At 66.3% G+C, this 14,505-nt stretch carries 14 protein-coding genes and 1 pseudogene; 12 read left to right on the top strand and 3 right to left on the bottom strand.

All coding sequences use genetic code 11. The features are described from left to right. Nucleotides 1-289: pseudogene (locus tag MAAFP003_RS28900) on the bottom strand (hypothetical protein); the annotation flags it as partial. A gap of 611 nt (nt 290-900) precedes the next feature. Between MAAFP003_RS28900 and MAAFP003_RS02120 the strand changes: the two are divergent. Beyond that, on the top strand, nt 901-1,284 hold the full coding sequence (locus MAAFP003_RS02120; RefSeq protein ID WP_096290823.1) for an ATPase: 384 nt from the start codon (nt 901-903) through the stop codon (nt 1,282-1,284). Nucleotides 1,285-1,302: 18 nt separating this feature from the next. On the opposite strand, the gene fadD2 is transcribed toward MAAFP003_RS02120, so the two are convergent. Then, entirely contained in the window at nt 1,303-3,000 is a 1,698-nt protein-coding gene (fadD2, locus tag MAAFP003_RS02115) for a long-chain-fatty-acid--CoA ligase FadD2 (RefSeq protein WP_096284013.1), read from the bottom strand. Nucleotides 3,001-3,058: 58 nt separating this feature from the next. Here fadD2 and MAAFP003_RS02110 point away from each other — a divergent pair, with 58 nt between their 5' ends. The 11 genes from MAAFP003_RS02110 to MAAFP003_RS02060 all read left to right on the top strand — a co-directional run bounded on the left by MAAFP003_RS02110 (nt 3,059) and on the right by MAAFP003_RS02060 (nt 14,145). Continuing rightward, nucleotides 3,059-4,363, top strand: coding sequence for a DNA polymerase domain-containing protein (locus MAAFP003_RS02110; protein ID WP_243393730.1), 1,305 nt, complete (start codon nt 3,059-3,061; stop codon nt 4,361-4,363). After that, a complete protein-coding gene (locus MAAFP003_RS02105; RefSeq protein WP_096284011.1) occupies nt 4,350-4,934 on the top strand; it encodes an acyl-CoA-like ligand-binding transcription factor in 585 nt (194 codons plus the stop codon). Before MAAFP003_RS02110 ends, MAAFP003_RS02105 begins: the two co-directional genes overlap by 14 nt. 56 nt (nt 4,935-4,990) lie before the next feature. After that, nucleotides 4,991-5,989 carry an ABC transporter substrate-binding protein gene (locus MAAFP003_RS02100; protein ID WP_096284009.1) on the top strand — a complete coding sequence of 333 codons (999 nt, stop codon included), beginning with the start codon at nt 4,991-4,993 and terminating at the stop codon, nt 5,987-5,989. Between the two features lie 99 nt (nt 5,990-6,088). Continuing rightward, on the top strand, nt 6,089-6,751 hold the full coding sequence (locus MAAFP003_RS02095; RefSeq protein WP_096284007.1) for a 5-oxoprolinase subunit B family protein: 663 nt from the start codon (nt 6,089-6,091) through the stop codon (nt 6,749-6,751). A 14-nt stretch (nt 6,752-6,765) separates the two neighbouring features. Further along, the gene (locus tag MAAFP003_RS02090; protein WP_096290822.1) at nt 6,766-7,692 is read left to right on the top strand and encodes a 5-oxoprolinase/urea amidolyase family protein; all 927 of its coding nucleotides are present in this window, start codon (nt 6,766-6,768) and stop codon (nt 7,690-7,692) included. A gap of 53 nt (nt 7,693-7,745) precedes the next feature. Then, complete coding sequence (locus MAAFP003_RS02085; protein ID WP_096284006.1) at nt 7,746-8,291, top strand: GNAT family N-acetyltransferase; 546 nt, start codon at nt 7,746-7,748, stop codon at nt 8,289-8,291. A gap of 229 nt (nt 8,292-8,520) precedes the next feature. Then, complete coding sequence (locus tag MAAFP003_RS02080) at nt 8,521-9,921, top strand: nitrate/nitrite transporter (RefSeq protein WP_096290821.1); 1,401 nt, start codon at nt 8,521-8,523, stop codon at nt 9,919-9,921. 395 nt (nt 9,922-10,316) lie between these two features. After that, nucleotides 10,317-11,714: a nitrate/nitrite transporter gene (locus MAAFP003_RS02075; RefSeq protein ID WP_096284004.1), complete on the top strand. Its 1,398-nt coding sequence runs from the start codon at nt 10,317-10,319 to the stop codon at nt 11,712-11,714. Between the two features lie 77 nt (nt 11,715-11,791). Beyond that, on the top strand, nt 11,792-12,937 hold the full coding sequence (locus MAAFP003_RS02070; RefSeq protein ID WP_096284002.1) for a uroporphyrinogen-III synthase: 1,146 nt from the start codon (nt 11,792-11,794) through the stop codon (nt 12,935-12,937). Continuing rightward, nucleotides 12,934-13,671, top strand: a complete 738-nt coding sequence (locus MAAFP003_RS02065) for a sirohydrochlorin chelatase (protein ID WP_096284000.1) — start codon at nt 12,934-12,936, stop codon at nt 13,669-13,671. The genes MAAFP003_RS02070 and MAAFP003_RS02065 overlap by 4 nt, the downstream gene beginning before the upstream one ends. 24 nt (nt 13,672-13,695) lie before the next feature. After that, complete coding sequence (locus MAAFP003_RS02060) at nt 13,696-14,145, top strand: TetR/AcrR family transcriptional regulator (protein ID WP_096283998.1); 450 nt, start codon at nt 13,696-13,698, stop codon at nt 14,143-14,145. Here MAAFP003_RS02060 and nirD read toward each other — a convergent pair. Then, entirely contained in the window at nt 14,142-14,498 is a 357-nt protein-coding gene (nirD, locus tag MAAFP003_RS02055) for a nitrite reductase small subunit NirD (protein WP_096283996.1), read from the bottom strand. The genes MAAFP003_RS02060 and nirD overlap by 4 nt on opposite strands. Nucleotides 14,499-14,505: the final 7 nt, after the last annotated feature.

Genomic DNA, 14,505 nt, shown 5'->3' with positions numbered 1-14,505 from the left:
AGCAACACCCCCCGCCGTGGCCCCAGCCGCCGCCGCGGCCCCAGCCACCGTGCCCGCCGCCGGGACCCCAACCGTGGCCGCCGTGGCCGCCGCCGGGCCGCTCGGGAAGGATCCCGGGACTGAGCGGGGCGCCGCCGTGCGGGCCGCCGATGTCGAAAGTCGTGGCAGGGGCGGGCGCCGGCGCGGCCTGCGCCGCGGGCATCCCGCCGAACAGCATCGCGCCGGCCACCGCACCGGCGCCGACAGCACCCGCGGCCGCGCCGCGGATCGATCGCAGTGAATACCTCATGATGAGCTCCTTCCGAGAACCCCTGTCCCCCGACATCTCGAAACGCTACGCATAAATTTCTGGGCAAACAATAGCAATAGCACCGAATTGTGCTGTGAAATGAATAACAATTCAGTCGCAACCTCAGTCGCACAATTACGTATCTTCGTAACTCAAATCCGTATTTCAAATAATACGCAACTGCGCCATTCAGGAAAACCGAAGATACTGAGATCAGTGCCTACTGAGGCCGATATACACCCAGTTCAAGTGGTATCTACTGATTCACTGATCTAAGAATATCCTCTACTCAGTAGATCAGCTAATACGGGACGATAATGCGCCTCTTGCGCCCGATACGGAAATCTCATATGCCGCAGATCCATCGGTACACGATTTGCGCACCGTAGCCATACAGGTCGCGTCCTCTATTTTCCACAGCTACGCTTTTTAATTTCCACTGGTGAGGACCGCCGCACGCGTCCGGGCGTGCCGCGGTCGCTGGAACTTCCGCCGTAACACCCGGCTCCGCGCGACGGGACTTACGCTGGTGTCAGTGAGACAATCAGTAGGCAACGTGCACGGAAGCACTGATTTACTGATTGGCACCCACCGGAGGGATGGTCGCCCCAGTGAGCTTCAACCCCGGCCGGATCGGGCCCGGCGCCGCAGCGTTCCGAGCGCAGATGTCCGCCGCGTCACCCGCCGGAGACAGCGCACCAACTGAACGCCTCACCGGGTTCCGTCAGCCGCGCCCCCAACGAATGGTCGGCGATCCCGCGGAATCCCGATCACGCTCCACGGGCGAAACCCCCCGCATCCAACGGACGCGGCGCACCGTCGACCTCCCGGCCGCCACCCATCGAGCACTCGACATCTGGCAACGGGAAGCCGCCGACCAGTTGGGCGTCGCCCGGGTCACCGGCCAAGAGGTGCTCACGGCGCTCATCGACCAGTTGCTGGCCGATCCCAAGCTCGCGGCCCAGATCATCCGGGCCATTCAGGACCGGCGCTAGCCGGACGCGCGGGCGCGGCTAGTCGACCTGCATTTCGCGCAGTTCGCGCTTGAGAATCTTGCCGGTCGGGTTGCGCGGCAATTCCTCGAGGAAGATCACCTCGCGCGGCACCTTGTAGCGGGCCAGGTGGTCGCGCACGTATCCCTTGATGGTGTCCTCGTCGACCTCAGCGCCGTCCTTCTTCACGACGAACGCGCGCAGCCGGTGGCCCCACTCCTTGTCCTCGACACCGATCGCGGTGGCCTCCACCACGGCTTCGTGTCCGCTGATCAGGTCCTCGACCTCGGCGGGGAACACGTTCTCGCCGCCGGAGACGATCATCTCGTCGTCACGGCCGCTGACATACAGCAGGCCGTATTCGTCGAAGTAGCCGACGTCGCCGGAGGACATCAGGCCGTCGATGATCTGCTTGTGCCCGCCGCCCGTGTAGCCCTCGAACGGGAAGGCGTTGCCGACGAAGATGCGTCCCACGTCGCCCTGAGGCACCTCGTTGCCGTTGTCGTCGAGGATCTTGACCTTCACGCCCTTGACGACCGGGCCGACCGTCGACGCGTTGCGTTCCAGGTCCTCGGGCCGGGCGATGGTCGCGAACGCGATCTCGGTCGAGCCGTACATGTTGTAGACGACCGGACCGATGTCTTTCAGGGCGCGGTTGGCCAACTCGGCGCCCAGCTGGGATCCGGACACGAAGATGATCTTCAGGCTGGACAGGTCGGGCTTGGAGTCCATCTTTTCCAGCGTGTCCAGGATGCGCGACAACATCACCGGCACCACGACCATGGCCGTCACCTTGTATTTCTCGATGTCTTCCAGCACCAGCGGCGGTTTGAATTTGCGCCGCAGCACCAGCGTCGAGCCCAGGAACATCGCGATGGTGGCGTGGAGGTAACCGAGCGCGTGGAACATCGGCGCCGGCAGCGAGGTGACCTCGTTGGCCTTGAACGGAACGTGCGACAGGATGCCCCCGACGGGAGCCAGGGTCCCGACGGGAGCCAGGGTGGGCGGGGTGCTGCGGTTCGCGCCCTTCGGTGTCCCGGTCGTGCCGCTGGTCAGGATGATGATCGACGCGTGCTTGCTGGCCTTGGGGGCGGGCTCCTTGCTGCTGCGCGCGATCAGCTCTGCCAGGGTTTCGTCGGTGCTGCCGGAGGACTCGTCGCTGTCCGGGTTGACACCTAAAGCGCGCAGCTTGCCCAGCTCCGGCTCGGCCTTGCTGACGGCGTTGGTGTATTCGTCGTCGTAGATGATGACCTTGGCGCCTTCGCGCTCGGACACCTCTTTGATCTGCGGTCCGGAGAATTCGCTGTTGAGCAGGATGATGCGGGCACCGACCCGGGCGGCGCCGTAGTTGGCGATGACGAACCAGCGGTGGTTGCGGGCCAGGATGGCGACGCCGTCGCCGCCCTTGACGCCCTTTTCGATCAGGCCGTTGGCCACGGCGTGCGCGGCCTCGTCGAGTTCGCGGTAGCTGAACTCGCCGTCCTCGTCGATCAGCGCCGCGCGGTCGGGGGTCCGTCTGGCGTTGAGCGAGGGCAGCATGCCGAACTCGCCCCACTTGGCGATGTCGGTTGCCATAGCGGCGGTCTTCAGCGGCGACTCGAGCTTGAATGCGCCCGCCTCGAAGATCTTCCGCACGTAGTGCAGCTCCGCCGAACCGCGTTCGACGTACTGCTGGACCTTGGAAACGGCTTGCCCGGGCAGGCCAGGAAGGTTAGGCATAACCTCACCATATGTGACGCGGGTCGCAACGCGGCCAGAAAATTCTCCCGTAATTACGATGAACGCCATGACCGGTCCGGTGTCAATGGAGGTTGCCGGGCACCACGTCAAGATCACCCACCCGGACAAAGTCGTGTTCGAAGCTCATGGACAGACCGGGCCCTACACCAAACTCGACCTGGTCCGGTATTACCTATCGGTGGCCGACGCGGCGTTGCGGGGTGTGGCCGGGCGGCCGATGATCCTCAAGCGCTTCGTCAAGGGCATCGCGCACGAGGCGGTGTTCCAGAAGCGTGCGCCGACGAAGCGGCCGGATTGGGTCGACGTCGCCGAGCTCCACTACGCGCGGGGTACGTCGGCCGCCGAGGCCGTCATCCACGACGCTGCCGGGCTGGCGTGGGCAGTCAACCTGGGTTGTGTGGACCTCAACCCGCATCCGGTGCTCGCCACCGACCTCGACCATCCGGACGAGTTGCGCGTCGACCTGGATCCGATGCCCGGGGTCGACTGGCAAGGCATCGTCGACGTGGCCCTGGTGGCCCGCGAGGTGCTGGAGGACTACGGCCTGGTCGGTTGGCCCAAGACGTCCGGCTCGCGTGGCTTTCACATCTACGCCCGGATCGCGCCGCGCTGGGAGTTTCGTCAGGTCCGGCTGGCCGCCCAGACCGTTGCCCGTGAGGTGGAGCGGCGAGTGCCCGACGCGGCGACCAGCCGCTGGTGGAAGGAAGAGCGCGAGGGCGTCTTCGTCGACTTCAACCAGAACGCGAAGGACCGCACGGTCGCGTCCGCCTATTCGGTGCGGGCTACGCCGGACGCCCGGGTGTCGACGCCGCTGCATTGGGACGAGGTCGCCGGCTGCCGGCCGGAGACGTTCACGATCGCCACCGTTCCCGACCGGTTCGCCCAGATCGGCGACCCGTGGGCGGGGATGGATGACGCGGTGGGCGACCTGGACCGGCTGCTGATGCTGGCCGAGGAAATGGGCCCCCCGGAGCGGGCGCCGCGCGGGGCGGGGAAGAGTGCCGACGGCCGCCGCCGGTCTTCGATGCCTCTGATCGAGGTCGCCCGGACCAAGACCAAGGACGAGGCGATGGCCGCGCTGGACACCTGGCGCGGCCGTTATCCCGCCGTCGCCGGGCGGTTGGCGCCGGCCGATGTGCTGGTCGACGGCATGCGCGGGCCGAGTTCGATTTGGTACCGGATCCGGATCAACCTGCAGCATGTTCCGGTCGACCAGCGCCCGCCGCAGGAAGAGCTGATCGCCGACTACAGCCCTTGGACAAAGGAGGGGCACGAATACACGCCGCCGGGTTCGCGGCGGGGCGCCGCGGGTGCGGGAGAATTGCCCCATGCCCGCGACTGATCAGCCCCTGGGCCTGCGGGAGCGCAAGAAGCTCAAGACCCGCCAGGCCATCAGGCGCGAGGCGTTCCGCCTGATCGATGCGAATGGCTATGCGGCCACCACCGTCGAACAGATCGCCGAGGCCGCCGAAGTGTCACCCAGCACCTTCTTTCGCTACTTCGGATCCAAGGAGTCGTTGCTGCTCGCCGACGACCTGGACCCGCTGATCTTCGCGGCCTTCGAGTCGCAGCCGCCCGAGCTGTCGCCCACCGAGGCGATCCGCCGGGCCTACACCGAAGTCATGGCCGCTCTGCCCGCTGAGCAGCTGGATTTCGAGAACACCCGGCAGCGACTGATGTTCTCGATACCCGAGCTCAAGGCCGCCATGTACGACGAGTACTACCGCACCGTCAACGTCGTTGCGGAGATGATCGGGCACCGAATCGGCCGCCCCACAGACGATTTCGAAGTCCGGGTGTTCGCGGGAGCGCTGACTGGCGCGATGATGGCCGCCGCCGACAACGCGCCACCGACGGCCGCGACGATCTATCGGGCCCTGGACTTCGTCGACGCCGGCATGCCACTGAGGTGAGCGGCGAAACCGTGCGGCGATGCAGGTCAGCGTCGGCGACGCGATACTCTCACGCGATGCGACAGGGATGGAATCGGCGGGGGTTCTTGCAGCTCGCCGGTGCCGCCGCGGCCGCCGCGGCGGCCGGGACGGCGGCGGGGTGTTCGGACCCGAAACCGCCGGCGAGCGCTCCCGGCAGCGAAGGCGTGACGATCACCCATCTTTTCGGTCAGACCGTCATCAAGACGCCGCCCAAGCGGGTGGTCAGCGCGGGCTACACCGAGCAAGACGACCTGCTCGCCCTCGGCGTCGTACCGATCGCGGTGACCAACTGGTTCGGTGACCAGCCGTTCGCGGTGTGGCCGTGGGCCCAGCCCAAGCTCGGCGGCGCACAACCCGTGGTGCTGAACCTGGACAACGGGATAGCCGTCGAACAGATCTCTGGCCTGAAGCCCGATTTGATCGTCGCCGTCAACGCCGGCTTGGACGCCGACACCTACAAGAAGCTGGCCGCGATCGCCCCGACCGTTGCGCAGTCCGACGGCGACGCGTTCTTCGAGCCGTGGAAGGACCAGGCCACCGCGGTCGGCCAGGCCGTGTTTCAGGCCGGCCAGATGAAGGCGCTGATCGATGGCGTCGACAAGCAGTTCGTCGCCGTAGCCCAGAATCATCCGCAGTGGAAGACCAAGCGCGCCTTGCTGATGCAGGGCACCCTGTTCCGGGGCAGCGTGGTCGCCACCGCGGCGGGCTGGCGAACCGACTTCCTCAACCAGATGGGTTTGGTCATCGCCGACAGCATCAAGCCCTTCGTCAGCGATCACCGCGCCGTCATCCCGCGCGACCAGATCAAGACGGTGCTCGATTCCGCCGACGTGGTGATCTGGACGACCGAGAGTGCCGACGAGCAGAAGGCGCTGCTGGCCGACCCCGAGGTCGCCGGATCGCAGGCGACCGCCCAGAACCGCCATGTCTTCACCACCAAGGACCAGGCCGGCGCGATCGCCTTCGCCTCGCCGCTGAGCTACCCGATGGTCGCCGATCAGCTGCCCCCGATGATCGGCAAAGTGCTCGGCTAGGCACGGCTCTTTGAGCATTCGCTAAGGCAGCTCTGGCAGTGCTCGAAAATCCCGTCTCGGCCTCTTTGCCTGCGCGGATTCCGAAGTTACCGTTCAGTAATGAGCGTGACGGATCTCCCCGCGGACGTGTCGGCCGAACTGGTCGGCAACGTCGTCCTGGACTACGGCGACCAGGCGCTGCTGGTGCAATGTGGCAGCACCGCAGAGGTACTGGCATGGGCGGACACGTTGCGTGCGGCGGCGCTGCCGGGCGTGCTCGACATCGTTCCGGCCGCCCGCACGGTACTGGTCAAACTCGACGGCCCGCGATACCAGGGCGTCATCCGCCAGCGACTACGGAAGCTGCGGATCACCGCGGACACGGCCGCCCCGGCCGAGCGCACCGCCGACGTGGTGATCGACGTCGTCTACGACGGTCCGGACCTCGCCGAGGCCGCCAGCCACACCGGGCTGACGGCCGAACAGGTCATCGACGCTCACACCGCCACGCTGTGGCGCGTCGGATTCAGTGGATTCGCACCGGGTTTCGCGTACCTCGTCGACGGTGACCCGCGGCTGCGGGTGCCGCGCCGCGCCGAGCCGCGCACCTCGGTACCGGCCGGCTCCGTCGCACTCGCGGGTGAGTTCAGCGCCATCTATCCGCGCCAATCCCCCGGCGGCTGGCAACTCATCGGTCGCACCGACGCGGTCCTGTGGGACCTGATGCGGGCCGATCCGGCGTTGCTGACGCAGGGCATGTGGATTCAATTCCGGGCCGTGTGATCAAGGAGCATGCCATGACAAAGCCTGATATCAAGCCCGATATCAAGCCCGACATCAAGCTCGAAATCCTGCGCACCGGACCACTGGCCGTCCTCCAAGATCTCGGCCGGATCGGGCAGGCCCACCTCGGGGTCGGCCGGTCCGGCGCCGCCGACCGCCGCTCGCACAAACTCGCCAATCGGCTGGTCGCCAACCCCGACGATCGCGCCACCGTCGAAGTCACCTTCGGCGGATTCGCCGCCCGGGTACACGGCGGCGACGTCGACATCGCGGTGACCGGCGCCGACACCGACCCGTCGGTCAACGGAATCAAGTTCGGCACCAACAGCATTCACCACGTCCGCGACGGCCAAGTAATTTCGCTGGGCACCCCGCGGGCCGGCCTGCGGACGTATCTGGCAGTGCGCGGCGGTATTTCGGTGCAGCCGGTGCTGGGCTCGCGCAGCTACGACGTGATGTCGGCGATCGGCCCCTCGCCACTGTCGCCCGGGGACCGGCTGCCCGTCGGCGCGCACACCGACGACTATCCCGAACTCGACCAGGCTCCCGTCGCCGCCATCAGTGGCGACACCGTGGAGCTGCTTGTGGTACCCGGACCACGCGACGACTGGTTCGTCGATCCCGACGTGCTCGTCCACAGCGACTGGGTGTCGTCCGATCGCAGCGACCGGGTCGGGATGCGGCTGGTCGGCCGCCCGCTGCAGTACCGCTTTCCGGACCGGCAGCTACCCAGCGAGGGTGCCACCCGCGGCGCGATCCAGGTGCCGCCCAACGGATTACCCGTGATCCTGGGCCCCGACCATCCGATCACCGGCGGCTACCCGGTGGTCGGCGTGGTGATCGACGAGGACATCGACAAGGTCGCCCAGGTGCGGGCGGGCCAGCACGTACGACTGCACTGGGCTCGGCCCCGAGTGCCGGCGGGCGCCCCGTCGTATTAGACATCGCGCGTTGTCCAGGTGCGGGCCCGGCGACAACGTTGTAGACAGGGAGTGTGCTCACCCAGGTCCATACCGCGCGCCTGGTTCATACTGCCGATCTCGACTGCGACACACGGCAGCGCGTTCATCACATGGTCGCCGAAGCCTTCGCCGGTGATTTCACCGACGACGACTGGGAGCACACCCTGGGCGGCATGCACGCCCTGATCTGGCAGCACGGCGCGATCGTCGCGCACGCCGCGGTGATCCAACGGCGGTTGATCTACCGGGGCACCGCGCTGCGTTGCGGTTACGTCGAAGGAGTCGCGGTACGGGAGGACCACCGCGGCCAGGGGCTGGTGCACGCGCTGCTGGACGGAGTCGAACAAGTGCTGCGCGGCGCCTACGAGCTGGGAGCACTGAGTTCGTCGGTCCGGGCCCGCGGCCTGTACGCGGCCCGCGGCTGGTCGCCGTGGAACGGACCGACGTCGGTGCTGGCGCCGGGTGGTCCGACGCGCACACCCGACGACGACGGAACGGTATTCGTCTTCCCGGTCACGGTCACCGTGGACAGCTCCGCGGAGCTGATGTGCGATTGGCGCGGCGGCGACGTTTGGTAGCGCGGACCGACGGTCCACGCGAAACTCCGCTCACCCCAGCGCGATTCATCACATCGCGGTTAGCTACACTGTGAGCTGTCGTCGCGCCTCACGTCGTGGTGCACGCCGTATCGACTGACCGCCCTCACACCGGCCGGCGTCGTAGGGTGAGCGGAAATTCACGCCCGGGTCATTGCGGGCAGCGCTCGGGCAACAATGGATTTCTAGCGTTGTCGCCATGAAACTTTCGCTGGGCCGTTCGCATGTCCTTTCGAACTGGGACCCCGAAGACACCGTGGCCTGGGAGGCCGGCAACGACAAGATCGCCCGGCGCAACTTGATCTGGTCGGTGGCCGCCGAGCACATCGGCTTCTCGGTCTGGTCGATCTGGTCGGTGATGGTGCTGTTCATGCCGGCGTCGGTGTACGGCTTTTCCGCCGGGGACAAATTCCTGCTCGGCGCCACCGCCACCCTGGTCGGGGCCTGCCTGCGCTTCCCGTACACGTTCGCCACCGCGAAGTTCGGCGGGCGCAACTGGACGGTGTTCTCCGCGCTGGTGCTGTTGATTCCGACGGTCGGCACGATGGTGCTGCTGGCTCACCCCGGCCTGCCGCTGTGGCCGTATCTGGTGTGCGCGGCGCTGGCCGGCCTCGGCGGCGGCAACTTCGCGTCGTCGATGACCAACATCAACGCGTTCTACCCCCAGCGCCTGAAGGGCTGGGCGTTGGCGGTCAACGCCGGTGGCGGCAATCTCGGGGTGCCGGTGGTTCAGCTGGTCGGCCTGCTCGTGATCGCGGCCGCCGGAAACCGGCAGCCCTATTGGGTGTGCGCCATTTACCTTGTGCTGCTGGCGATCGCCGGTATCGGCGCCGCGCTGTACATGGACAACCTGCAGCATTACCGCATCGATACGTCCACCATGCGGGCGGTGTTGTCCGAGCCGCACAGTTGGGTGATCGCGCTGTTGTACATCGGCACCTTCGGCTCGTTCATCGGTTTCTCATTCGCGTTCGGTCAGGTATTGCAGATGAACTTCGTCGCCAGCGGCGAGAACACCGCACAGGCCTCCCTGCATGCCGCCCAAATCGCTTTCCTGGGACCACTTTTGGGATCAGTCTCGAGGGTGTACGGCGGCAAGCTGGCCGACCGCATCGGCGGCGGCAGAGTCACGCTCGCCGTCTTCTGTTCGATGATCGTTGCCGGTGGGATATTGGTCAGCGCAAGCACTTTCGGTAGCCATGGCGCGGGCCGCACATCCGCCTCGACGATGGTCGGTTTCGTGATCGGGTTCGTCGCCCTGTTCATCCTGTCCGGCATCGGCAATGGGTCGGTGTACAAGATGATTCCGTCGATCTTCGAGGCGCGTAGTCACTCGATGCAGATGGGCGAGAACGAGCGCCGGCAGTGGTCACGTTCGATGTCCGGGGCCCTGATCGGTCTCGCCGGCGCGATCGGTGCGCTCGGCGGCGTCGGCGTCAACCTGGCACTGCGGCAGTCGTATCTGCACAGCGGTACCGCGACGTCGGCGTTCTGGGCGTTCACGTTGTGCTACGCGGCCGCCTCGGTACTGACCTGGGCGGTGTATGTACGCCGTCCGCTCGAGGTGATGACGACCGAGGCCGCATCGGGGGCCCGGCTGGCCACCGTATAGGCGCGGTATACGCGTCATACCAATTCGGTAGAGAACGTTTAGCACGAAATGTATTCGACCTCACACCGAATTCCCCAGGCGCTCGGTACTGAAATACCTACGCGCGACTAAAGGAGTAAACATCGAGCCCTGAACTGCGACGACGGTCGACCTTCAGGTCCCTTCAGCGATCTATCAGATAACTAGGATTCAACTTACAGGCGATATTGGTCGGAATGAGTTGACGCAGTTCGGTTCCGAATGTGAGCATCAGAACAAGGCAGGGCATGCCTCTCAATTCGAGGCGCCCACAAGGGCATTGAAGGCCAGAATCACCGCAGCTCTTCCCGGTTATGGGTTGAACTGGTTGACGCCCAGACGATTTCGACCACCCGTCCACGAAAGGTGCAGATCGCATGGGCCGCAACCACCGCATCACGGACTGGAATCCGGAAAACGCCGCGGCCTGGGAGGCCGGCAACGACAGGATCGCTCGCCGCAATCTGCTGTGCACGATGGCGGGTGACCATGTGGCATTTTCGATCTGGACTCTGTGGTCGGTGATGGTGCTGTTCATGCCGATGTCGGTCTACGGCTTCCACGCGAGCGACAAGTTGCTCCTGGGTGCGGTGGCCACGCTGGTCGGCGGCTGCGCGCGGATCCCCTACACCTTGGGTATCGCCAAGTTCGGGGGCCGTAACTGGACCGTGTTCTCGGCGTTCGTGTTGCTGATCCCGACCGTCGGCACGATTGTCCTGCTGGCCAATCCCGGGCTGCCGCTGTGGCCGTATGTGCTGTGCGCGGCGCTGACCGGCCTGGGCGGCGGCAACTATGCGGCATCGCTGGCCAACGTCAACGCCTTCTATCCGCAGCGACTGAAGGGCACGGCGCTGGCGATCAACGCCGGCGTCGGCAATCTCGGAGTCGCGGTGATCCAATTGGTCGGCCTGCTGGCGCTGGCCACCGCCGGGCACCAGGCGCCGTACTGGGTGTGCGCGGTCTATCTGGTGCTGCTCACCGTGGTCGGCATCGCGGCGGCGCTGTCCATGGACAACCTCGACCACGGCGTCGAGGTGAACGACATGCGGTCGATCCTGTTCGACCGTGACACCTGGGTGATCTCGCTGCTGTACATCTGCACCTTCGGCTCCTGGATCGGGTTTTCCTTCGCCTTCGGCCAGGTTCTGCAGGTCAACTTCGGGGCCAACGGCGAAAGCCCCGCCCACGCTTCCCTGCACGCGGCTCAGATCGCCTTTGTCGGGCCGCTATTGGGCTCGCTGGCGCGAATTTACGGCGGCCGGCTGGCAGACCGCCGCGGCGGTAGCCGCGTCACCCTGGGCGTCCTTTTGGGCATGATCGCGGGCGCCGGCATGCTGGTGGCCATCAGCACGATCGAGGACCACAGCGGCAGGACGTCGTTCACCGCGGTGGTCGGCTACGTCACCGGGTTCATGATTCTGTTCGTGCTGTCGGGGATGGGCAACGGTTCGGTGTTCAAACTGATCCCGTCGGTCTTCGAGGCCCGCAGTCGCTCGCTGAATGTCGGCGAGGCGGAGCGCCGGCAGTGGTCGCGCGCCAAATCCGGAGCGCTGATCGGCATCTGCTCGGCGGTCGGCGCGCTGGGCGGCGTCGGAATCAACTTGGCGCTGCGCGAGTCTTACCTGCGCAGCGGCACCGAGACGGCGGCGTATTGGGTGTTTCTGACTTCTTACATCGCGGCGGCCATAGTGACCTGGATGATGTACGTGCGGCGCCCGGTATCTGCGCAGGAAGCGCCTAATTCGGTGCTCACAACAGAGCCCGCCCGGGTGTGACGATCACCGCAACATGGGCAATGCTTCAGCAATCGTCAGGTAACGCCGCGGAAATGTCACAGGCATACACAGGTCGTATGGACCAGCCCGAGTCCCCGCCGCTGACCGGTTACCGGATAGCGGTCACGTCCGCGCGCCGCTCCGAGGAGCTGTGCGCGCTGTTGGGTCGTCAGGGCGCCGAGGTATCCAGCGCTGCCGCGATCAACATGATCGCGTTACCCGAAGATGAAGAACTGCAGAGCATTACCGAAGCCGTGATCGCCAATCCTCCCGACATTCTGGTAGCCCACACCGGCATCGGATTTCGCGGCTGGGTGGCCGCCGCCGAGGGTTGGGGGCTGTCCAATCAACTCATCGCGTCGTTGTCCAAGGCGCGAGTGCTCGCGCGCGGGCCGAAGGCGACGGGGGCGCTGCGCGCGGCCGGCCTGCACGAGGAGTGGTCGCCGAAATCCGAGTCCTCCCAAGAACTCCTCAAGTACTTGCTGGAGTCGGGGGTGTCCGGCGCGCGGATCGCGGTGCAACTCCACGGCGCCGCCGACGCCTGGGACCCGTTCCCGGAGTTCGTCGGAGGATTGCGCGCCGCCGGTGCCGAGGTGGTGCCGATCCGGGTGTATCGCTGGAAGTCCACCGCGATGGGCGGCAACTTCGACCAACTGGTCACCGGAATCGCGCGGCGCCAATTCGACGCGGTCAGCTTCACGTCCGCGCCAGCTGCGGCGGCGGTTCTGGAGCGCAGCCGCGACCTGAATATCGAGGATCAGGTGATCGAGGCGATGCGCACCGATGTGCACGCCATGTGCGTCGGCCCGGTGACGGCACAGCCGTTGCACCGCAAGGGTATTCCGACGACGGCGCCCGAACGGATGCGGCTGGGGGCGCTGGCCCGCCACATCGCCCAAAAGCTGCCACAGCTCGGGTCGTGCAATGTGAAGGCCGCGGGTCACGCGATCGAGATCCGCGGAAACTGCGTTCTGGTCGACGGTTCGGTCCAATCGCTGTCCGGATCCGGAATGGCGGTGCTGCGCGCGCTGGCGCATCGTCCCGGCGACGTCGTGGCCCGCAATGATTTGTTGCGGGTACTGCCCGGCAACAGCAACGACCCGCACGCCGTCGACACAGCCGTGCTGCGCCTGCGAACGGCATTGGGCGACAAGAACATTGTCGCAACCGTCGTGAAGCGGGGTTACCGGCTGGCGATCGATGAACCGGTAGGAACGCCATGAGCCTGGTACTTGCCGCGCACGGCACGCGCCGACCGGGCGGTGTCGCGATGATCGGCGACCTGGCGGCACAGGTCAGCCGACAGCTCGGCCGCACGGTACGAGTCGCCTTCGTCGACGTATTGGGACCCACACCCAGCGAGGTACTTTCCGCGGTCGGTGGCCACCGGGCCGTCGTGGTGCCCGCATTCTTGTCCCGCGGCTACCACGTCCGCGCCGATGTGCCCGCCCATGTTGCAGCCAGCGGACATCCCAATGTCATCGTCACCCCGGCACTGGGGCCGGGCGGGGAGATCGCCCGGATCGTCGCCGACCAGTTGATGAAATCTGGCTGGCGCCCGGGTGATTCGGTGATCCTCGGGGCTGCGGGAACTTCGGACCCCACTGCCTGTGCGGACCTGCACACCACCGCGACGCTGTTGTCCGCGCTGACCGGATCACGAGTCACTCTGGGATTTGCCGCCTCCGGCGATGCGCAGATCGTCGAGGCTGTCGAGAGGGCGCGGGCCGACGGTGCGCGCCGTGTCGCCGTCGCCTCCTATCTGCTCGCCGACGGGCTGTTCCAGGAAAGGCTGCGCAACTGCGGCGCCGATCTGGTCAGCCGGCCGCTGGGGACACATCCGCGGCTGGCCCGCTTGATCGCGAACCGGTTCCGCCGGGCGGTGCCGGTGGCCACCCGGCATCCAGTACGTCGTTACCGGCCGGGCGCGCCGACGCACGCGATGCTTGATCTTTGATCACCCGCGGGTGATCCTGACACCATGCCCAGTCGCGACGAGCCATCGCGTGGGTTTCTCGACCCGGTCGCCAAGATGCTGCGGTTGCCGTTCGGCACACCGGAATTCATCGACCGGATTATCACCGGAGGGGTCAACCAGGTCGGCCGCCGAACGCTTCATATGCTGATCACCACCTGGGACGCCGCCGGCGGTGGCCCCTTCGCGGCTAGCGCGGTCGCATCCACGGGTATGGCCAAGACGGCCGAAATCGTGCAAAGCATGTTCATCGGGCCGGTTTTCGGCCCGGTGCTGAAAATGCTGGGCGCCGACAAGGTCGCCGTTCGGGCGTCGCTGTGTGCCTCGCAGCTGGTCGGCCTCGGCATCATGCGCTACGGGGTGCGTAGCGAGCCGCTGCACTCGATGTCGGTCGATGCGCTCGTCGACGCGATCGGGCCGACGATGCAGCGCTACCTGGTCGGCGATATCTGCTAGGCAGCCAATCGCGCGATCTGGATTTCTCCCTCGTCGGTGACGCGCACCTGGTACACAGGCACGGACACCCGCGGGTCGTCCAGGCATAGGCCGTCCTCAAGTGCGAAGGCCTGCTTGAGGATTGGCGATTGCACAGTGGCACGACCGCCACGGTCACCGACGATCCCGCGGGAGATCACCGCCGCACCGGAAAACGGGTCGATGTTGCCGATCGCGTGCAGCGAGCCGTCGTCGAGCCGGAACAGCGCCGCCTGCGATCCGTCGTCGAGCAGCACACCGACGCCCCGGCCCGGGATCAGGTGGTCGTAGTTGCACGCGGTGGTCCATACCTCGATGTCGTTGAGAATTGTCATGCTTGCT

It is taken from the genome of Mycobacterium ahvazicum (assembly GCF_900176255.2).
Lineage (GTDB): Bacteria > Actinomycetota > Actinomycetes > Mycobacteriales > Mycobacteriaceae > Mycobacterium > Mycobacterium ahvazicum.
The sequence above is the reverse complement of the archived record's forward strand: the minus strand, read 5'-3'. Positions and strand labels throughout refer to the sequence as shown.